At 71.5% G+C, this 20,201-nt stretch carries 17 protein-coding genes and 1 pseudogene; 9 read left to right on the top strand and 9 right to left on the bottom strand.

All coding sequences use genetic code 11. The features are described from left to right. Positions 1–345 precede the first annotated feature (345 nt). The 4 genes and pseudogenes from ACFYZJ_RS07340 to ACFYZJ_RS07355 all read left to right on the top strand — a co-directional run. Positions 346–885, top strand: a pseudogene (locus ACFYZJ_RS07340) (glycoside hydrolase N-terminal domain-containing protein); the annotation flags it as partial. Between the two features lie 108 nt (positions 886–993). Next, positions 994–2,547 carry a glycoside hydrolase family 95-like protein gene (locus ACFYZJ_RS07345; RefSeq protein ID WP_388564536.1) on the top strand — a complete coding sequence of 518 codons (1,554 nt, stop codon included), beginning with the start codon at positions 994–996 and terminating at the stop codon, positions 2,545–2,547. A 98-nt stretch (positions 2,548–2,645) separates the two neighbouring features. Beyond that, on the top strand, positions 2,646–3,866 hold the full coding sequence (locus ACFYZJ_RS07350) for an SGNH/GDSL hydrolase family protein (RefSeq protein ID WP_388563826.1): 1,221 nt from the start codon (positions 2,646–2,648) through the stop codon (positions 3,864–3,866). Between the two features lie 573 nt (positions 3,867–4,439). Then, positions 4,440–5,381: a LysR family transcriptional regulator gene (locus ACFYZJ_RS07355; RefSeq protein WP_388563828.1), complete on the top strand. Its 942-nt coding sequence runs from the start codon at positions 4,440–4,442 to the stop codon at positions 5,379–5,381. A 116-nt stretch (positions 5,382–5,497) separates the two neighbouring features. Here the strand turns inward: ACFYZJ_RS07355 and ACFYZJ_RS07360 are convergent, their stop codons facing one another. The 7 genes from ACFYZJ_RS07360 to ACFYZJ_RS07390 form a co-directional block, all read right to left on the bottom strand. Then, positions 5,498–6,823 (bottom strand): UDP-glucose dehydrogenase family protein, encoded by a 1,326-nt coding sequence (locus tag ACFYZJ_RS07360; RefSeq protein ID WP_388563830.1) that lies wholly within the window; start codon positions 6,821–6,823, stop codon positions 5,498–5,500. A 305-nt stretch (positions 6,824–7,128) separates the two neighbouring features. Continuing rightward, positions 7,129–8,052, bottom strand: coding sequence for an NADP-dependent oxidoreductase (locus tag ACFYZJ_RS07365; protein WP_388563832.1), 924 nt, complete (start codon positions 8,050–8,052; stop codon positions 7,129–7,131). 188 nt (positions 8,053–8,240) lie between these two features. Continuing rightward, a complete protein-coding gene (locus ACFYZJ_RS07370; RefSeq protein WP_388563834.1) occupies positions 8,241–8,555 on the bottom strand; it encodes a DUF6510 family protein in 315 nt (104 codons plus the stop codon). A 31-nt stretch (positions 8,556–8,586) separates the two neighbouring features. Further along, positions 8,587–9,297: a ferredoxin reductase gene (locus ACFYZJ_RS07375; RefSeq protein ID WP_388563836.1), complete on the bottom strand. Its 711-nt coding sequence runs from the start codon at positions 9,295–9,297 to the stop codon at positions 8,587–8,589. A 1-nt stretch (position 9,298) separates the two neighbouring features. After that, a complete protein-coding gene (locus ACFYZJ_RS07380) occupies positions 9,299–9,898 on the bottom strand; it encodes a sulfite oxidase-like oxidoreductase (RefSeq protein ID WP_388563838.1) in 600 nt (199 codons plus the stop codon). Positions 9,899–10,152: 254 nt separating this feature from the next. Continuing rightward, on the bottom strand, positions 10,153–10,278 hold the full coding sequence (locus tag ACFYZJ_RS07385; RefSeq protein WP_388563840.1) for a hypothetical protein: 126 nt from the start codon (positions 10,276–10,278) through the stop codon (positions 10,153–10,155). Positions 10,279–10,388: 110 nt separating this feature from the next. Next, positions 10,389–11,360 (bottom strand): alpha/beta hydrolase, encoded by a 972-nt coding sequence (locus ACFYZJ_RS07390; RefSeq protein ID WP_388563842.1) that lies wholly within the window; start codon positions 11,358–11,360, stop codon positions 10,389–10,391. 392 nt (positions 11,361–11,752) lie between these two features. Here ACFYZJ_RS07390 and ACFYZJ_RS07395 point away from each other — a divergent pair, with 392 nt between their 5' ends. The 5 genes from ACFYZJ_RS07395 to ACFYZJ_RS07415 all read left to right on the top strand — a co-directional run bounded on the left by ACFYZJ_RS07395 (position 11,753) and on the right by ACFYZJ_RS07415 (position 17,697). Continuing rightward, complete coding sequence (locus tag ACFYZJ_RS07395; protein WP_388563844.1) at positions 11,753–13,639, top strand: amidohydrolase; 1,887 nt, start codon at positions 11,753–11,755, stop codon at positions 13,637–13,639. Between the two features lie 130 nt (positions 13,640–13,769). Next, positions 13,770–14,432, top strand: a complete 663-nt coding sequence (locus tag ACFYZJ_RS07400) for a hydrolase (protein WP_388563846.1) — start codon at positions 13,770–13,772, stop codon at positions 14,430–14,432. A 53-nt stretch (positions 14,433–14,485) separates the two neighbouring features. Beyond that, the gene (locus tag ACFYZJ_RS07405) at positions 14,486–15,010 is read left to right on the top strand and encodes a DoxX family protein (protein ID WP_388563848.1); all 525 of its coding nucleotides are present in this window, start codon (positions 14,486–14,488) and stop codon (positions 15,008–15,010) included. Next, positions 14,991–15,728 (top strand): YoaK family protein, encoded by a 738-nt coding sequence (locus ACFYZJ_RS07410; RefSeq protein WP_388563850.1) that lies wholly within the window; start codon positions 14,991–14,993, stop codon positions 15,726–15,728. Before ACFYZJ_RS07405 ends, ACFYZJ_RS07410 begins: the two co-directional genes overlap by 20 nt. A gap of 241 nt (positions 15,729–15,969) precedes the next feature. After that, positions 15,970–17,697: an MFS transporter gene (locus ACFYZJ_RS07415; protein ID WP_388563852.1), complete on the top strand. Its 1,728-nt coding sequence runs from the start codon at positions 15,970–15,972 to the stop codon at positions 17,695–17,697. Here ACFYZJ_RS07415 and ACFYZJ_RS07420 read toward each other — a convergent pair. Together ACFYZJ_RS07420 and ACFYZJ_RS07425 are read right to left on the bottom strand one after the other, a co-directional pair. After that, on the bottom strand, positions 17,632–18,063 hold the full coding sequence (locus ACFYZJ_RS07420) for a BTAD domain-containing putative transcriptional regulator (protein ID WP_388563854.1): 432 nt from the start codon (positions 18,061–18,063) through the stop codon (positions 17,632–17,634). The two genes, ACFYZJ_RS07415 and ACFYZJ_RS07420, sit on opposite strands and share 66 nt — an antisense overlap. 218 nt (positions 18,064–18,281) lie before the next feature. Then, positions 18,282–20,024 (bottom strand): pyruvate dehydrogenase, encoded by a 1,743-nt coding sequence (locus ACFYZJ_RS07425; RefSeq protein ID WP_388563856.1) that lies wholly within the window; start codon positions 20,022–20,024, stop codon positions 18,282–18,284. Between the last annotated feature and the right edge of the window lie 177 nt (positions 20,025–20,201).

Here is a 20,201-nt window from a genome sequence, read left to right on the forward strand (position 1 = left end):
CCGCACACACGGTCCCGCGACCCGGGCGTGCCCACGCCCGGCTCCTCGCCTCACGCAACGCGCGACGGCCCGGACCCGCCCTTCCCGCATGCGCCGTTCCCCGAACCTGGAGTGCACAACGTGGACACCCAGCACACCGATCACACCGAATCGCGCGACAACCACCCGAGCCGCAGAGGCTTCCTCGCTCTCGCCGCCACCGCCGGCGCGGCCGCCGCTCTCGGGGGTCTTCCCGCCTTCACCGCCTCGGCGGCACCCGTGCGCCCCGCCACCTCTCCCCTGCTGTCCGGGGCCGCCGCCGCGAAGAACCAGCTGTGGTGGCAGGCTCCCGGCTCCGCCAACTCGATGATCCAGCAGGGCCTGCCGGTAGGAAACGGGCGCCTCGGAGCACTGGCGGGCAACGACCCCTCCAGCGAACTCCTGACGATCACCGACGCCACGCTGTGGACCGGCGGCCTCAACGACACCCTGCAGAGCGACGGCCAATTCCCTTACGGACGGGATGACTTCGGCTCCTTGACCCTGCTCGCCGAACTCACCGTCGACATCCCCGCCCACGATCTGGGCTCCGTCGACAACTACCGCCGAACCCTGGACCTGGCCCAGGGCCTCGTCAGCGCCTCCTACGACCTGTCCGGCGTCACCTACCGGCGGCAGATCTTCGCCAGCCGCCCCGACGACGTCATCGTCCTGTACTTCTCCCAGCAGGGTGGCGGCAGCTACACCGGTACCGTTGCCCTCGCCGGCACCCACGGGGAGAACACCACCGCCGACGGCCCAGGGGGCTGTGCCTCGTTCGGCGGCTCGTTGGCCAACGGGTTGAAGTACGGCGCCGCCGTCACCGCCTACAGCAGCAGCGGCACGGTCTCCGTGAAGGGTTCGTCGATTTCCTTCAAGGGGTGCAAGGACCTCACCGTCGTGGTCAGCGGCGGCACCGACTACGCGCCCGACGCGGCCACCGGCTTCCGCGACCCGTCCCTGGACCCGGAGCACCTGGCGCGTACGAAGGTCCTCAACGCGGCCCACCACTCTGCGAGCACCCTGCTGCACACACACGTCGCCGACTTCCGCCCCGTCTTCGAGCAGCTGGACATCAACCTCGGCACCTCGTCCGCCGCGCAGCGCAGGCTGGACACCTGGCAACGGATACAGGCCCGCTACCGGGACGACGTACCCGACCCCGAACTGGAAGCGGCCTACCTGCAGTTCGGCCGCTACCTGATGATCTCCGGGTCGCGGGGCACCCTGCCGATGGGCCTGCAGGGTCCATGGCTGGACGGCAACGACCCGGACTGGATGGGCGACTACCACACCGACATCAACGTCCAGATGAACTACTGGATGGCCGACCGCGCCGGCCTGTCGAGCTGCTTCGACGCCTTCGCGGACTACTGCCTCGCCCAGCTGCCCTCCTGGACGGACGTCACCCGGCGGCTGTTCAACACGCAGACCAACCGATACCGCAACTCCAGCGGGAAGATCGCCGGCTGGACCGTAGCCATCTCCACCAACCCCTACGGCGGAGGCGGCTGGTGGTGGCACCCGGCCGGCAACGCCTGGCTCTGCCAGAGCCTGTTCGAGCACTATGAATACACCCAGGACCGCGCCTACCTCCAGAGGATCTACCCCCTCCTCAAGGGCGCCGTCCAGTTCTGGGAGGCTCGCCTCATCACCACGACGGTCACCGACGCCTCCGGAGCCTCGCGCGAGGTCCTCATCGCCGACAGCGACTGGTCGCCCGAGCAGGGCCCGCTGGACGCCAAAGGCATCACCTACGCCCAGGAACTGGTGTGGAACCTGTTCGGCAACTACCACACCGCGACCCAACTGCTCGGCAGGGACACCTCCTACAGCGCGACCATCGACGCGCTGCGTCAGCGCCTGTACCTGCCCGTGGTCAGCCCCAAGACCGGCTGGCTGGAGGAGTGGATGTCACCCGACAACCTCGGCGAGACCACGCACCGGCACCTCTCCCCGCTCATCGGCCTCTTCCCGGGCGACCGGATCCGCCCGGACGACTCCACCCCGAAGGACATCCTCGCCGGCGCCACGGCCCTCCTGACCGCCCGCGGCATGAACAGCTACGGCTGGTCCAACGCCTGGCGCAGCCTGTGCTGGGCCCGGCTGAAGAACGCGGGGAAGGCCTACCAACTCGTCGTCAACAACCTCAAGCCCTCGGTGAACGGCAGCAACGGCACCGCGCCGAACCTCTTCGACATCATGGACATGGGACAAGGCCGTGGCATCTTCCAGATCGACGCCAACTTCGGCACCCCCTCCGCGATCATCGAGATGCTCGTCCACTCGCGGCCGGGCCACGTCGAACTGCTGCCCGCGCTGCCGACCGCATGGGCTGCATCCGGCTCGGTGACCGGCGTAGGCGTCCGCGGCGGCTTCGTCGCCGACCTGAAGTGGAAGAACGGCAAGGTCACACAGGTGACGTTGAAGAGCGTCGGCGGCCGTGACACGACCGTCCTCTCGGGCGGCACCTCACGGAAGATCAGCCTCGAACCCGGAGAGTCCGTCACTCTGGGCAGTTTCGGCTGAGGATGCGGACCACGAGAAGAGCGGAGTGATCGACAATGTCCCCGGAAGAGAGAACCACGGCGACGGGTCGTCGACCGCGTCGTGGAACCCTGCTGTCCGTGTGCGGCGCGCTGACCGGACTGGCTCTGACGGTCGTGCCGTTGAGCGCCGCGCAGCCGGCAAGCGCTGGGGCGCCCACGTCACAGGGCAAGGGCACCCGGGTCAGCGCCTGGTCGCCCAGTATGACGACCGGCGGCCCGTCCTTCGACAACCAGACCATCCGTATGGTGGTGCACGGCAGCGTCGCCGGCTTCGGTGCCCGCATCACCCTGTCCAACCGGTACAGCACCTCCCCGCTCGTTGTCCGCGCCGTGGACGTGGCCGTCCAGGCGGACGGCGGCGAGGCGACGCGCGGGACCACCCGGAACGTCACCTTCGGCCAGGCCCACGACGTCACGATCCCCGCGGGCGAAGAGGCGGTCAGCGACGTCATCCCGATATCCGTGGGAGCCGGGGAGAACCTGCTCGTCAGTCTCTACGTGCCCGGCACAACCGGTATGTCGACCTGGCACTCCGACGCGTTCGACACCACCTACATCGCCTCCGGCAACCACACCGGCGACGACGGCGCCGCCGCGTTCGGCACCGCCACGACATCCTGGTACTACCTGGCGGGATTGGACGTCGTGTCACCCACCGCGCGGGGCACCGTCGTCGCCTTCGGTGACTCCATAACGGACGGCTACCACTCCTCGACCGGCACCTACAGCCGGTGGCCCGACTTCCTCGGCCGCCGGCTGGGCGCCGGACCGGGGCCGCAGCGGCTGAGCGTCGTCGACGCCGGCATCGGCGGCAACCGGGTGCTCACCGACGTCCCGACCCTGTGGCAGGGTGTCAGCGCCCTCAAGCGGTTCGGGCACGACGCCCTCGGCCAGCCGGGTGTGAAGGACGTGATCCTCTTCGAAGGCATCAACGACATAGGCAACAACGCCGGCCCCGACGGCCGCGCGCTGACCGCCCAGGACCTCGTCAACGGCTACCGCACCCTGATCGACGAGGCGCATGCCGCCCACGTAAGCGTCATCGGCGCGACCCTCATGCCCGATCAGGGCAACGGCTACTACACGCCTGCCGCGGAGGCGATCCGCCAAAGCGTCAACCGGTGGATCCGCACCAGCGCCGACTTCGACGGAGTCATCGACTTCGACAAGACCATGCGTGACCCCGCGAACCCGGCCGCCCTCAACCCGGCCTATGACTCGGGCGACCACATCCATCCCAACGACGAGGGCATGAAGGCCATGGCCGACGCGATCGGCCTACGACTCCTGCGCAGCTGACGCGGCCCCTGGTACCAGGCCCTTGGAGGTGGTGCCCCACGTCGTCCGAAACGGCTCGGCGTGGGGCACTGTGCGTGCCGAGGTATTCGGGACGCAGACCGGTGGAAGGCGGGTCCGACCTCGACTGACCTCGACTGACCGGCCGGGACGTCACACGTCGGACGAAAGGCGGTCGCCTCGACGCTGCGCGGATGGGCCCCCTTGACGCTCCCCGAGGTGTTGAGTCCGTCCAGGCCGACGGTCAGCGTCGTCACCGGCAGCGGCCGGGTCGTCCCCCGGGCGGGTATGCCGTACGCGGTGGTGTCGACGTGCCGCACGCTGCCCCTGGGCCGGCCGGGTCAGCACAGGTAAGCCGCTGATGTGCACCGGCGGCTAGCTCCGCCGGGGTGGGCGATGCTTTCGGTGCCGTCTTCGGTGACGGGTTGGTCGGCACCCGCGCAGCGCCCTCGTCGGTCCGGATCCGTACGAAGGCGCCGCACGGGTTGCCGCCTGGGCCCTGCAACGATCCTCTGACACCTCGGTACCCCAGTCAATCCTGGGGATTTCTCGCATCACCCAAGGTTAAGCTTAGACATGACTCTGGATGACCTGCGCGTGTTCGTGGCCGTGTGTCGGGCGGGAAGCCTCAGCGCCGTGGCCCGTGAGCTCGCCTGTACGCAGTCTGCGGTGAGCCAGCACATCAAGCGCCTGGAGCGAGAGACGGGCGTGAGCTTGTTGGAACGTCAGCCGCGAGGGGTTGTTCCCACGGCGGCGGGGCGCGTCCTGTGCGACGCCGCCGCCGACGGGATCGCCGGGCTCGATCTCGCGCTGCGCCGCCTGGGAGACCTGGTGAACGGTGAAAGCGGTTCCGTGCGGATCACGACCGGCGGAACGACCGTCCGGCACTTCATGGCCGAAGCGATCGTCTCCTTTCGCAGGCGCTACCCGAAGGTGAGCCTGGAGTTCCAGACCGAGACCTCCAGTCGCGGATGCTTCGACGCCCTCCATGCCGGCAACCTCGACCTGGCCTGGATCACCATCGGCGGCCCGGTGCGCGGCATCGAGCAGCGACCCGTCGCCGACCTGCCCTGGGTCCTCGCCATGCGGTCCGATGACCCGCTCGCGGCCCGGCCGCGCATCGACGCCTCCGACCTCATGGGCATCCGCCTCGTCCGACTGCCGCCCAACTCCACCTCAGGCGCCCGTCTGGACGCCGCCTTCGCCGAACTGGGCATCCGGGTCGGCTCGGACACGAGCGTCGCCGACTGGGACACAGCCCTGCTCCTTGCCGAACTCGGCCTGGGCCACGCCGTCGTCCCCGCCGTACCGGGTCTCCCGACACCCGGTGACGGCAGCCCCCTGCGTCTCATCCCCGTTCCGGCGCTGCCGCCGCTGTCGGTCGGCTGGGCCGTACGCCGCTGGGACGCCCTGTCCCCGCTCGCTCGGACCTTTGCCGACACGGTCACCGCGAGTTGCACGAAGACGCTCGGCACCGGTGAGCCGGAGACAGCTCCGGTGCCCGGCGACGATCGGTAGGTACGACCGCATCGCCCTTGTCCACAGCCCCGTAGGCGGTGTCCCCCACCTGGGGGCGCCGCCTTCGTCCGCCGACATCGACGAACTGTGGGGCCCGGGCGACGCTTACAGGTCGTTCAGGCCGGCCGGGGCGCCGATCCGGTGGTGGGTGGGCGGGAGCCGATCGAGTGGTAGCGGGCGGACAGGCCCAGCAGCTTTCGGGGCTGGAGGCAGTTCTTGCCGTCCACGATCAGGCGGGGTTCGGTGAGCAGGCCGCTCAGGGCACGCCAGTCCGCTTCCACGATGTCCGGCCACTCGGTCAGGATGACGGCCGCGTGGGCTCCCTGGACCGCGGTGCTCAGGCAGTCCGCGGGTCGGGTGCCGGGGAACAGCGCGGCGATGTCGTCCTTGCCGGTGGCCGGGTCCCAGACCCGGACCTCGGCCGCCTGGTCGAGCAGGGCGGGGATGATGCTGCGGCTGGGGGCCGCGCGCAGGTCGTCGCTCCACGGCTGGTATCTGAGGCCCAGCACGGCGACGACCGCGTCGGGCAGCTGCCCGTCCAGGGCGCTCTGAAGTGTGCGGACGACGAGCTGGGGCTGGTCCCGGTTGACGGCGATGGTGGCGTCCAGCAGCGGCGTGGGAACGCCCAGGCCGGCCGCCCAGTGGGCCAGGGCGGCGGTGTCCTTGGGCAGACAGTGGTCGCCGAATCCCAGGCCGGGTTGCAGCAGGGTGTGCCCGATGCGCGGGTCGGCGCCGATGCCGCGCATGACGTCGTCGACGTTGACGTCCGGCAGACAGCACAGGCGGGCGATCTCGTTCCCGAAACTGATCTTGGTGGCCAGGAAGGCGTTGCTGGCGTACTTGATGATCTCCGCGCCGGTGGGGCTGGTCACCACCCAGTCACAGGACGGGCCCGCGTACAGATCGCGGAGCGCCGGAAGGAGGTCGTGCGACCACAGGCCCACGACGATCCGGGCCGGGCGGGCCCAGTCCTGCAGCGCGCTGCCTTGGCTGAGGAACTCAGGATTGTGCACGTAACGCTCCCGCAGCCCGGGGTGGGAGGCCGCGAGGTCGTTGCTGGTGCCCGGTGGGATGGTGGACTTCACCGCCACCACACGCGGCGCGGGCCGCAGCCGGAGGACGGCGTCCAGGGCGGTGTGGATCTGCGAGAGATCCACCCATCCGTGCCCGTCGGGCGGTGTCCCCACGGTGATGAGGACAACGTCGAGGGGCTGGTGTCGGTGGGGTGGCGCGAGGGCGCCGGTGAAGGACAGCCGCCCGGTGGCGAGGGCCGCCGACAGCGCGTGCTGCAACCCCGGCTCGCTGAAGGGGACGCGTCCGCCTCCCAGGTCGCGCAGCCGGGCCGGGTTCAGCTCGATGCCGGTGACATGGTGCCCCCGCAGGGTCAGCTCCACCGCACCGGTCACCCCGACATAGCCCTGCCCCATCACAGCGACGTGCATGGCTTCCTCCGCTGGGTGCGTCGCACCCGCCCTCCCGGGCGGCAGGTGCGTGACAGCGGTCTGCGTACGGCCCACACGGCCCGAACCGGTCACCGGTTTCCTGCGTCTGTGCCCCGCCTCGAACCGGTCGGCCGGGTCCTCGGCGGGCTATCAACCAGTGTGCGGCGCCGCGGCGAGGGCGGCGAACTGCGGCGTCCTTCTGTCGGGGAAGCGTGCCGGGGGACGGTCGCGTGGCACAGCCGCGGCGGCAGCCACGGGCTGCTCTCCCGTGCGCTGCCGCCGCCGGTCATGCCCCGAGCCGCTGGTCAGCCGACCTCCAACACGATCTTGCCGCGGGTCCGCCCGCTCATGCTGAGACGGAACGCCTCGGCGGCCTCGGCCAGGGGCAGGGCGTGCTCGACGTGGACACCGAGCTTGCCGGCGTCGGCGAGTCGACCGAGCTCGGCGAGGTCCGCGCTGTCGGGCCGGACCCACACGTGGTGCCCACCGCGCTCGGTGACCGCGGCGTCGACGATCGACGCGAGGCGGGAGCGGTCCTTCAGCAGCTGCTCGGAGACGGCGACCGCGTCACCGCCGACGTAGTCCACCGCCGCGTCGACGCCCTCCGGCGCCAGCTTCCGGACCCGATCGGCCAGACCGTCGCCGTAGGTGACGGGTTCCGCGCCCAGGGAGCGCAGGAAGTCGTGGTTGTGCTCGCCGGCCGTGCCGATCACCCGCGCCCCCTTGGCCACCGCGATCTGCACGGCGAAGGACCCGACACCGCCGGCCGCCGCGTGGACCAGGACCGTGTCGCCCTCGCCGACCCCCACCCGGGCCAGTGACTGCCAGGCGGTGAGCCCTGCCAGCGGGACGCCGGCCGCCTGCTGCCAGCTCAGCGACGCCGGCTTGCGCGCGAGGGTTCGCACGGGCGCGGCCACGAGCTCGGCATAGGTGCCGTGCTGTACCTCGTCCTTGCGGACGTACCCGAAGACCTCGTCGCCGACCGAGAACTCGGGGACGTCGAGGCCGACCGCCTCGACGACGCCCGCCACATCCCATCCGGGCACGAGGGGAAAGTGGACGTTCATGATCGGGTCGAGGTAACCAGCGACGATCTTCCAGTCCACCGGGTTGACGCCGGCGGCCTTCACCCGCACGAGCACCGAGTCGGGTCCGACCTTGGGGTCGTCGGTCTCCGCCAGTTCCAGGGTCTCCGGGCCACCGTAACGGTTGACAATAATTGCGTGCATAGCGGACACGATAGGCGTCGCGGGGTGGCTGGTCCGCGGTCTCTGCCGCATCTCCACGAACAGGCTTCATCGGCAACACCATCCGCTTGCGTCGCCGACACGTACCGCGCTGCGCCTGTTCACCGCCACGGGCGATCCCCGACGGACCGTCAGGGCCGCTGGAGGCGGAGGACGGAGGAGCGGGGCACCTACGGCGACACCTGCGCCGCCCCCGCCGCCGAGGACCGCGCACCGCTCGTGGCGAAGCGGAACGCGCCGGTGCCCCCGCCCATCGTGAGCCAGATGTGCTCGCCGTCCCTGACCAGGCGCAGGGCGATGTACGCGCAGCCCGGGCAGCGGGCGGTCAGGCCCGGTTCGGGGCCGTAGACGTGGAGTTCGGCGAGCGGACCCGACCGGGCGCACTCGGGGCACCGCCACCAGGCCGTGGTGGGCTCCACCGAGAGGATCTCGGAGAGCGGGCCGGCGAGGCAGTTGCCGTCGAGGTGAGGGGTGGCTTCTGCCATGGGGACCTCCCGTGCGGTCGGGGTCGGTGGATCATCCGAAGCGCTCGGTGCGGATCGTGACCGGGTCCCGGCCCCTGTCGATCAGCAGGTTGTCGACAGCCTCCACGAAACCGGTGGGCCCGCAGACGTACACGGGACTGGCCGGCTTCAGCCGGGCCGTGGCCTCGTCCAGGTCCGTCGGTGTGAGGCGGCCGGGTGGGCGCGCGATGCCGGGCGGAGTCCGCCGGGTGTACACGATGCGGACGTCGAGGAAGGGGTCACCGTCGGCCAGGTGGTCGCGGTACCAGACGTCGTCGGGGGTGCGCACCGAGTACAGCAGGTGAAGAGGGCCGCGCGACCGTGCCGCGCGGTGGGCACGGACCATGGCCGCCAGCGGGACCACACCCGAGCCGCCCGCCACCAGGAGCGCCGGCTCGGTCTGCTCGGCCCGCCAGACGAACCAGTTGCCGAGCGGGCCGCGTACTTCCACCTCCGCGCCCACCGGCAGCCCGTCGGCCAGGTAGGGCGACACCTCCCCGTCGGGCACGGTCTGCACACCGAGTTCGATGCGGTCGCCGTCGGCGGGCGCGGCCAGGGAGTAGCTGCGTACGGCCTGGTAGCCGTCGTCGGCGGTGAGCCGTACGTCGACGTGCTGGCCCGGCAGATGGCCGGGCCAGCCGGGCACCGCCAAGACCAGGGAGCGGGCGGTGGCGGTCTGGGAGTGGCGCGCGAGGAGCCGGGCGCCGCGCCAGGCGATGGCCATGTCAGTCGCCCCAGTTGCGCTGTTCGCGCCAGGGATCGCCGTAGTTGTGGTATCCGACGCTCTCCCAGAAACCCGGCTCGTCCTCGTGCGTGAGCGTGAGTCCGTGCACCCACTTGGCCGACTTCCAGAAGTACAGGTGCGGTACGAGCAGTCGCGCGGGCCCGCCGTGCTCGGGCGACAGCGGGTGGCCGTCGTAGGTGTGGACGATCCATGCCTTGCCGTCGAGGAGGTCCTCCAGGGGGAGGTTGGTCGTGTAACCGCCGTAGCTGCTGACGACGGCGTAGTCCGCGGCGGTCTCCACGTCCTCGAGGAAGGCGTCGACGGGGACGCCCCGCCACTGCGTGTCGAACTTCGACCAGCGCGTCACACAGTGGATGTCGTGGGTCGTCTCCTGTTGCGGCAGGGCCATCATCTCGTCCCAGGTCCAGCTGTGCGTGGCGCCGAGTTCCGTGGTCACGGTGAAGGACCACGTCTCGGTGGGGACCCTCGGTGTGGGACCCGCCGACAGCACGGGGAAGGACTCGGTCGGGTACTGACCGGGCGGCAGCCGGTCCGCGAGGCGCCGCCCGCGCCCATGGAAGCCCGGTGAGAAGGAAGTCACAGCTGGTCTCCTGAGTTGATGCCGCCGCTGCGGCCGATGCCGTCATGCCCGCGACGCGGCCGGCGCCGCCCATGCGGTCCGTACCTCCGGTGCGCCTGGTGCACCGGCCACCGAGGGCCCGGCCACCTCTCCAGTGTCGGGCGGCCGGGGCCGCCCCACCACTCGGTCGCGGTGGGGCCGTGCGGACGCGGTGCGGGAGTGCCTCCGCACGCAGCGGGGCGGGAGTGCCTCCGCGCGGCCGTCCGTGCGCGCGGTCAGCTCGTCGCGCGGACCGTGTCCCGGATCAGGTGGGTGACCTCCTCGGGCCCCGAGACCGCGACCGCGAGCGAGACGCCCTCCAGCTCGGCGACGGTCGCCCCGCCCGCTTCGCGCCGAAGCACTCGCGTCCGCCGGGACGTCGGCGGCGAAGATCGACGGGAAGGCCTCCTCGGCGGTGGTGACCTCGACCGCGTCCTCGCCGCCCGGGACGGGGTACGTCCACTTCCTTTCGTCAGGCGGTGTGCAGAGCCGCGTGCAGGGTGCGCGCCGCCAGGCTGATGGCGGCCTCGGCCGCGTGGGTGCCGCGCAGGGCGTTGAGCATCACGAAGTCGTGGATGATGCCCTGGAAGCGCACGGCGGTGACCGGGACTCCCGCCTGGCGCAGCTTGTTGGCGTACGCCTCGCCCTCGTCCCGCAGCACGTCGGCCTCGGCGGTGATGACCAGGGCCGGAGGCAGGTCCCTCAGCTGCTCGGTGGTGGCGCGCAGCGGGGAGGCGGTGATCTGTGCGCGCTCGCTCTCGTCGGTCGTGTACTGGTCCCAGAACCACTGCATGCCGTCCCGGCGCAGGAAGTAGCCGGTGGCGAACTGGTGGTAGGAGCCGGTGTCGAAGTTCGCGTCGGTGACCGGGTAGAACAGCACCTGCTGGGCCAGCGGGAGGCCGCCGCGCTCCTTGGCCATCAGGGTCAGGGCCGCGGTCATGTTGCCGCCCACGGAGTCACCGGCGACGGCCAGCCGGGAGCCGTCGAGGCCCTTGGCCGCGCCCTCCTCCACGACCCAGCGGGCGACCGTGAAGTTCTGCTCGATGGCGACCGGGTAGCGGGCCTCGGGCGACAGGTCGTACTCGGGGAAGACGACCGCGGCACTCGCGCCGACGGCGAGTTCGCGCACCAGGCGGTCGTGGGTGTGGGCGTTGCCGAAGACCCAGCCCGCGCCGTGGATGTAGAGGATCACCGGAAGGGTGCCGGTGGCGCCGGCCGGCCTGACGATGCGCGCCCGGACGCTGCCCGTCGGACCGCCGGAGACGGTGATCCACTCCTCGTCGACCGCCGGCTTGTCGATGTCGCCGGACTGCACCTCGTCGACGGCCTTGCGCCCTTCCGCCGGGGGAAGGTCGAACAGGTACGGCGGATTGGCGGTCGCCTCGGCGAACTCGGCTGCGGCCGCTTCCAGTACCGGCTGAACCAGCGCGACGGCATCGGACATGGAAAACTCCTCGGATTACGTCGGGGACGCCGGTCCTGCCGGCGAACGACCCGGTTCGTGTGCTGACCACTCCGGCGCCGCTGACAGCCAGCGTAAAACCACGGTGGGCGCGGCGGTTGCCCCACAGCGCACGGCTGTTTTACCCACAGCGCACAGGCGTCGCCGTGGTCGCCGATCGACGACCTGCGAATCCCGGTGCGCTGAGAGGAAGACGGCGGTGCACTGACAGAAAACACCACGGTTTCCAGCGGGCCTAGTGTGGTGGCCGAGCGGTCGCGGTCCGCCCGTGCATTCGGGCCGACGTACACACGCACAATTCCGCTTCGCTTCGTCCGCGGACGTCAACCACAGCGGACATCGCATCCGTTCGTCCCGGAGGGGGTCGTACACACATGTCAGCAATGCCGGTCGGCGGACTGGTTCCCCGAGCCACCGACGATTCCGCGGAGCTCGTCGTCCGCAATGCGAAGGTCCACACGGGAGACCCGAACCGCCCCCAGGCGGAGGCGATCGCCGTCCGGGGCGGTGTCATCACGCTCGTCGGCGACGACAGGGACGTGGCGCCGTACGTCGGTGCGGACACCAAGGTGGTGGACGCGCTCGGGCGACGGGTGGTCCCAGGCCTCAACGACGCCCATCTGCATGTGATCCGCGGCGGGCTCAACTACGTCCTGGAGCTGCGCTGGGACGGGGTGCGCAGCCTGCGTCAGGGCCTGGCGATGCTGCGTGAACAGGCCGCTCGTACCCCGAAGGGCCAGTGGGTGCGGGTGGTGGGGGGCTGGTCGGCCGAGCAGTTCGCCGAGCGCCGGCTGCCGACCGTGGCGGAACTGAACGCCGCCGCTCCGGACACCCCGGTGTTCGTGCTGCACCTGTACCAGTCGGCCGTGCTCAACCGGGCGGCGCTGAAGGCCGCGGGCTACGGCAAGGACACGCCCGATCCCAAGGGCGGGCAGATCGTACGCGGCCGGGACGGGGAGCCGACGGGCATGCTGCTGGCCGCGCCCAGCGCTCTCATCCTGTACTCGACCCTGGCCAAGGCGCCGGTGCTCCAGGGCGAGGACCTGAAGACCTCGACCCGGCATTTCCTGCGCGAGTTGAACAGGTTCGGACTGACCTCGGCCATCGACGCGGCCGGCGGATTCCAGAACTTCCCCGAAAACTACAGCACCGTCATCGAACTGGCGAAGGCCGGTCAGTTGTCGCTGCGCATCGCCTACCATCTCTTCCCGCAGACGGCCGGGCAGGAGATAGCCGACCTGACCCGCTGGATCGAAATGGCCCGTCCCGAGGACGGGGACGAATGGCTGCGGCTGAACGGGGCGGGAGAGAATCTCACCTGGGCGGCCGCCGATTTCGAGAACTTCGCCCAGCCGCGCCCGGACCTCGCCCCGGATTACGAGGCGGATTTCGAGAAGGCGGTCCGTCTCCTCATGGAGAACGGGTGGGGATTCAGGCTGCACGCCACGTATGACCACACCATCCGCCGGGACCTCGAGGTGTTCGAGAAGCTGGCCGCGGAAGGGCTCTTCCCGGCCGGGAACCGCTGGCTGTTCGACCACGCGGAGACCGTCTCGCCGGACAGCCTGGACCGCGTCGCCGCCCTCGGCGGAGCCATGTCCGTGCAGAACCGGCTGTCGTTCCAGGGCGATGCGTTCCTGCGCCGCTACGGCCCCGGCGCCGCCGCGGACGCCCCGCCGATCCGCGCCATGCTGGACCGCGGGCTGACCGTCGCCGCCGGCACGGACGCCACCCGGGTCTCCACCTACAACCCCTGGGTCGCCCTGCACTGGTTGGTCAGTGGCCGCACGGTCGGCGACCTGGCGCTGCGTCCTTGGACGAACCAGGTCGACCGGCAGACCGCACTGGAGATGTTCACCCGGGCCGGCGCCGAACTGACCGGCGAGGAGGAGGTCAAGGGCGTGCTGCGCCCGGGGTGCTACGCGGACCTGGCGGTGCTGTCCGAGGACTACTTCACCGCCCCCGAGCCGGTCATCCCCCACATCGAGTCGCTCCTCACGGTCACCGGCGGCCGGATCGTGTACGCCGCCGCCGAGTACGAGGGCCTCGACGAGGAGCTGCCGCCCATCAGTCCCGCCTGGAGCCCGGTGGCGCACTTCGGCGGCTACCAGGCGTCCGGGCAGGGCCTCGCGGGCGCCCGGCAGGCGCAGGCGCTCGGCGAGGCCGTGGCCGAGTCGGAGCGGCACCGCGAGTGGCGCGTCCAGCGCGGTCTGACCCCGGACGGCGCCGGCACCCCGTTCGACCCCTGCTTCGTCCTCTAGAGCTCCCGGGAGGGGCCCGGCCCCGGAGCCGCCCCTCCCGGGACACCACCCCACCACAGGCCCCGTCCCCAGGAGGGCGCCTGCCCGACACGGACGCCCGTCCGCGTCTCACTCATGGAAAGGCACTCCCATGGTCAACATCTCCGAGGTCACCGCTGCCCCCAGCCCCGACCTGCTCACCCCGGACGACTGCGCGGTGCTGTTCATCGACCACCAGCCGCAGATGTTCTTCGGCACCGGCAGCGGCGACCGCACCGCGATCATCAACTCGACCGTCGGCCTGGCGAAGGCCGCCAAGGCGTTCGACGTGCCGGTCGTGCTGAGCACCGTGGCCGCCGAAACCTTCTCCGGCCCGATCATGCCTCAGCTGCCCGAGGTCTTCCCCGAGCAGAAGATCATCGACCGCACCACGATGAACGCATGGGAGGACGTCAACTTCGTCGAGGCGGTCAAGGCGACGGGCCGCAAGAAGCTGGTCTTCGCCGGCCTGTGGACCGAGGTCTGCATCGTCCTGCCCGTGCTCTCCGCGCTCGCTCAGGGCTACGAGGTCTACGTGGTCACCGATGCCTCCGGTGGCGTCACCCCGCAGGCCCACGAACACGCCGTCCAGCGCATGGTCCAGGCCGGCGCGGTCCCGGTCACCTGGGTGCAGGTCCTCCTGGAGCTGCAGCGTGACTGGGCCCGCACCGAGACGTACGCCGCCGTGGGCGACGTGGTCAAGGAGCACGGCGGCACCTACGGCCTCGGGATGGTCTACGCGCAGGCCATCATCGGGGCCCACGCCGCCGGCTGATCCCGGCTCCTTCGCAGAGCAGTCAGGACGGAGTCAGGAACAGGCAGGAACAGATGAACGCTGGGCTGCTGGTCCTCCGGCTGGTGACGGGACTTCTCATCGCCGGTCATGGAGTGCAGAAGGTGAGTTTCCGGCTCGGGGGCCATGGCTTGGCGGGCGGAACCGAGGAGTTCCGCCACGACGGGTTCCGCGGCGGTCGGCTGACCGCGGTCGTCGCGGGAGCCAGTCAGATCGGGGCCGGCCTGTTCCTGGCCGCCGGACTCCTCACGCCCCTGGCCGCGATGGCCGCCATGGGCGTCATGACGGTCGCGGGCACCGTCAAGTGGTCCCACGGCCTGTGGGTGCAGAACGACGGCTACGAGTATCCGATGGTCCTGGTCGTCATCTCCGCGGCGCTCGCACTCACCGGGCCCGGCCGCCGGTCCCTGGACCACGCGCTGGGCATCACGCCCTGGCCGTTGTGGATCGTGCTGCCGGCCATCGTGATCGGCCCGCTGAGCGGGCTGCTCACCCGCGTGGTGCTGCACCGCGCGCCCACCGCACCGGAAAGGAAGCCGCATGCGCCGGCTGCTGAATGACGCGGTCCGCACGCTCGTGCCGCCCACGGGCGACCGCCACGGACCTCTGCCTCCCCTCATGCTGACGCTGACGGTGGTCACCGGTCTGGTCGACGCGGTGAGCTATCTGGCGCTCGGGCATGTCTTCGTCGCCAACATGACCGGCAACGTGGTGTTCCTGGGGTTCGCGCTGGCGGGCGCCGCCAACCTGTCCGCACTCGCCTCCGTCGTCTCGCTGACAGCGTTCCTCCTCGGGGCGCTTGCCGGCGGCCGGGTCGGCACGCGGTTCGCGGCGCACCGCGGGCACCTGCTGAAGACGGCGACCGCCGTGCAGACCGTCCTGGTCGCCGTCACCGTGGCCGTCGCGGCGGTCACCGGCGGCCGGGTCACGACCGGCGTCCAGTACACACTGATCGTGTTCCTGGGGCTCGGCATGGGCCTGCAGAACGCGGTCGCCCGGCGCCTGGGCGTCCCGGATCTCACCACGACCGTACTCACCCTGACCCTGACGGGGCTGGCCGCGGACTCCACCCCGGCCGGCGGTGCGGCACCGCGGCCCGGCCGCCGGATCCTGTCCGTGCTGGCGATGTTCCTCGGCGCCCTCGTCGGAACCGGACTGCTGCTGCACGGTCACCTCGTGTTCACCCTGGGCCTGGCCCTGCTGCTGCTCGCGGTCACCTCCGCGGCCACTCACCGCCTCTCGGCCGGCGGTCCCGCCTGGACCCGGTCGGAGTCGTGAGGGCGGGCCCGTCCCGCGGCAGGCCCCGCCGTACAGGAACACGGACGCGGCGCCGGCCGGGGCCGGGCCGGTGCGCCGGCGGACCACGACCGGTGCGCTCCCGGGCAGCACTCGGCGGTCGGTGACTCCTGGGCTCTCATGCGACCGCACCACCTGGCAGGGCATGTCCTCCCGCACTGCTCCCTGCTTCGCCCGCACTTCGCCCGCACTCCGCCCCCACTCCGCACCGGTCAGGACCAGTATGAGCGCCGCTCCGTCATCACCCGGCCCCTCGAGGTCCGACTCCCCCTGGGCGCCGCTCGCAGGGCGCGTCTTCCGGGCACTGTGGATCGCCCAGCTGGTCTCCAACATCGGCAGCTGGATGCAGACGGTGGGCGCCCAATGGCTGCTCGTCGGGCACGACGCGGCTCTGGTGACCCTCGTCCAGACCGCGTCGAGCCTGCCCGTCGTGCTGCTCGCCCTGCCCTCCGGGGTGGTCGCCGACCGGTTCGACCGCCGCTCGGTGCTGCTCGTCGCGCAGTTCGCGATGCTCGCGGTCTCCGGCGCGCTGGCCGTGCTGGCGTTCACGGATGCGCTCAGGCCGACGGCGCTGCTCGCCCTCACCTTTCTCCTGGGGTGCGGCACCGCGCTGATGGGCCCGGCCTGGCAGGCGATCCAGCCGGAGCTGGTGGAACGCCGGCGGCTCGGTCAGGCGGCGGCGCTGGGCGCGGTGAACGTGAACCTGGCCCGCGCGGTCGGCCCGGCACTGGGCGGGGCGGTGGTCGCGGCGGCGGGCGCGGGGTGGGTCTTCGCCTTCAACGCGGTGTCCTATCTGGGCATCGCGGCGGTCCTCGTGCTGTGGCGGCGCCCGGGGACGACCCTGCCCACCGCGGGGAACGAGCGGCTGTCGGCCGCCCTGAACGCGGGCCGCCGCTATGTCTGGAACGCGCCCGGCGTGCGTCGGGTCCTGCTGCGCACGATCCTGTTCATCCCCGGCGGCGCCGCCCTGTGGTCGTTGCTGCCGCTGAGCGCGAGCCGCTCCCTCGGCCTCGGTTCGGGCGGATACGGGCTGCTGCTGACGGCGGTCGGCGTGGGTGCCGTGGCGGGGGCCTTCGTCCTGCCACGGATCCGGCGGCTACTGGGCACGAACGGCACGCTCGCCGCCGGGGCGGTGGTGTTCGCCGCGGTGTTGACGGTGCTGGCCACGGTCCGGATGCCCTGGCTGGTGACCATCGCCCTGCTGCCCGCGGGCCTCGCCTGGATCAGCGTGCTGTCCACCCTGAACGCGGCGGTGCAGACGCGGCTTCCGGGCTGGGTGAGGGCGCGCGGACTCGCCGTCTACCTCCTGGTGTTCCAGGGAGGTCAAGCGCTGGCGGCACCCGTGTGGGGCGCGGTGGCGGACTGGCTCGGGCTCACGGCCGCCCTCCTGGTCGCCGGCGCCGTGATGCTGCTGAGCGCGGCCAGCGTGCGGCGGTGGCCGCTGTACGACGCGGAGGGCATCGACCCGTCGTTGTCCGACCACTGGCCCGCTCCCCCACTGGTGTTCGAACCCGGAGAGACCGACGGCCCGGTTCTGGTCTCCGTCGTCTACCGGGTCGCCCCGGACCACCGCGCCGCGTTCACCGACCGGATGAACCATGTCGCGTGGTCCAGGCGCCGTACGGGAGCCCTCGAATGGGGCCTCTACCAGGACGGCCACGACCCGGAGCGGTTCGTCGAGAACTACCTGGTCGCGTCCTGGGCGGAACACGTCGCCCAGCACCACAGCCGCCTCACGGTCACCGACCGCCGCTACGAGGAGCGGGCCCGCGCGCTGCTCGTCCCGGGCACGGTGCCCGAGGTCACCCACGCCTTCGCGGCCGGTTCGGGACCCGCCGTGCCGGATCAGGGGGAACGGGGGGAACCGGGGGGAGGCAAGGAACGGTCAGACCAGGAGGAACGGCGGCGGGAACAGCAGGAAACACCCGCGCCCGAATCCGGCCACGCATGATCCGGCGTCCGGTCCGGACCTGCCGTTGACGTTCACACCGCGCCGAGCCGCTCGTCCAGTTCGTGGAGCCGGGCCCTGCACCGCGGCCTCGTAGGTCTCCCGTGCCTCGGAACGGCGGCCCGTGGCCGCCGGCGCGAGGACGAGTCTCGCCGGCAGCGGTTCGTCCAGGGGGTGGTCGGCCGCCTTGCGGAGTTCGGGCAGCACCGCGTCCGGTACGCCGGCGGGCAGCGCCGCGTCGGCTGCCTCCCGCGCCGCCATGTGCCCGCGTTCCGCGGCACCGCACGCGGCGCGGGCGCGCGCCTGAGGCACGATCGCGGCGGCGACCGGTCCCCTCCACCGCCACGGGGCCGCGGTGAGCAGCTCCACGGCCGGTGCGGACGAGCGGCCCGCCGGGCCTCCTCCCTCAGCTCGCGGAGCCGCAGGAGGTCCACCGAGTCGCCGTCGGCCCGCAGCCGGTACCCGCCCGCGCCACGGATCAGCCGGCGGCCCGCCGAAAGGACCGGGGGAGTCACCCGGAGTTGCGAGCGTCCGTGCGCGCACTCCCCTGGCGGGGGTGCCCGTTGCCGGGCACCCCCGGGTGCGCCCTAAGGGCGGGGAATGTTGCGGAGGTTGGCCCGTGCCAGGTGGACCATGCGTCCCACTCCGCCGGTCAGAACCGTCCGGCCGGCGGACAGCGCGAAGCCGCTGATCTGCTCGGCGGTGATCTTCGGTGGGACGGCCAGCGCCGTCGGGTCGGTGACGACGTCGACCAGCGCCGGTCCGTCATGCGCGAAGGCCTCGCGCAGCGCGTCGCGTACCTCGGCGGGCTTCTCCACCCGAATGCCGCGCGCACCGGCCGCAGTGGCGATCGCCGCGTAGTCGGTGTGCGGGTAGCTCGTGGCGTGCGGGGGCAGTCCGTCGACCATCATCTCCAGGTCGACCATGCCCAGGGAGGAGTTGTTGAAGACGACCACCTTCACCGGCAACCCGTACTGGACGAGTGTCAGGAAATCGCCCATGAGCATGGAGAACCCGCCGTCGCCGGAGAGGGAGACGACCTGGCGGCCGCGGTCGAGGAACTGTGCGCCGATGGCCTGGGGCAGCGCGTTGGCCATCGAGCCGTGCACGAACGAGCCGAGGATGCGGCGGCGTCCGTTCGGCGTGAGGTAACGCGCCGCCCACACACAGCACATGCCGGTGTCCACGGTGAACACAGCGTTGTCGGCTGCCTCTTCGTCGAGCACCGAGGCGACGTACTCGGGGTGGATCGGGGTGTGCTTGTCGACGTTGCGGGTGTAGGCGTTCACGGCGCCCTCGAGCGCGTGGGCGTGCCGCTCCAGCATGCGGTCGAGGAACCGGCGCGAGTGCTTCTCCCGCACCGCCGGGGTGAGGCACCGCAGGGTCTCGCGGACGTCTCCCCAGACGGCGAAGTCGAGTTGGGTTCGCCGCCCGAGCCGCTCGGGTTGCACGTCGACCTGGACGGTCCGCACATGGCGGGGCAGGAAGTCGGTGTAGGGGAAGTCGGTGCCGAGGAGCAGCAGCAGGTCACACTCGTGCATGGCGTCGTACGCGGCTCCGTAGCCCAGCAGGCCGGACATGCCGACGTCGTACGGGTTGTCGTACTGGATGTGCTCCTTGCCGCGCAGGGCGTGACCCACCGGTGCCTTGACCTTCTCGGCGAAGGCCATCACCTCGGCGTGGGCGCCGGCGACGCCCCGGCCGCAGAACACCATGACGCGTTCCGCCGCGTCCACCAGTTGCGTGAGCCGGGTCAGTTCCTGGTCGCTCGGGCGGATGGCGGGCAGGTCCAGCGGCATGGCCAGTTCGGGCGCGGCGTCCGGGGAGTCCTCGGCGGCGGTGTCGCCGGACAGGGCCACCACGGAGACGCCGCGCCGGCCGACGGCGTGCTGGATCGCCGTCTGCACCACGCGCGGCATCTGCCGGGGCGAGGAGATGAGCTCCGAGTAGTGGCTGCACTCGGCGAACAGCCGGTCGGGGTGCGTCTCCTGGAAGTATCCTGTGCCGATCTCGCCGCTGGGGATGTGGGCGGCCAGTGCGAGCACCGGCGCCATCGAACGGTGGGCGTCGTACAGGCCATTGATCAGATGGAGGTTTCCCGGTCCGCAGGAGCCCGCACAGGCGGCCAGCCGGCCGGTGAGCTGGGCCTCCGCACCGGCCGCGAACGCGGCGACCTCCTCGTGGCGGACCTGGACCCACTCGATGGCCTCGTGCCGTCTGACCGCGTCGACCACGGGGTTCAGGCTGTCCCCGACGACCCCGTAGATACGCCGTACACCGGCCCGGGCCATCAGGTCGACGTACTGTTCGGCGATGGTCTGCTTGGCCATGGCACTCCTCGGAATTCCTGCTCGGGGGGCGGGCGCGACGGTACGAGGGCACGGCGAGACCCGCCGTGCGCGGACACGGCGCGACCCGCCGAACGCCGGCACGGCGGGACCCGTGCGGTGGCGCACGGACGACGCTAGTGAGCGCGGATGACCGCCACTTGACCGTCAGCGCACGAG

Source organism: Streptomyces sp. NPDC001848 (genome assembly GCF_042891915.1).
In the GTDB taxonomy this organism is placed as follows: domain Bacteria; phylum Actinomycetota; class Actinomycetes; order Streptomycetales; family Streptomycetaceae; genus Streptomyces.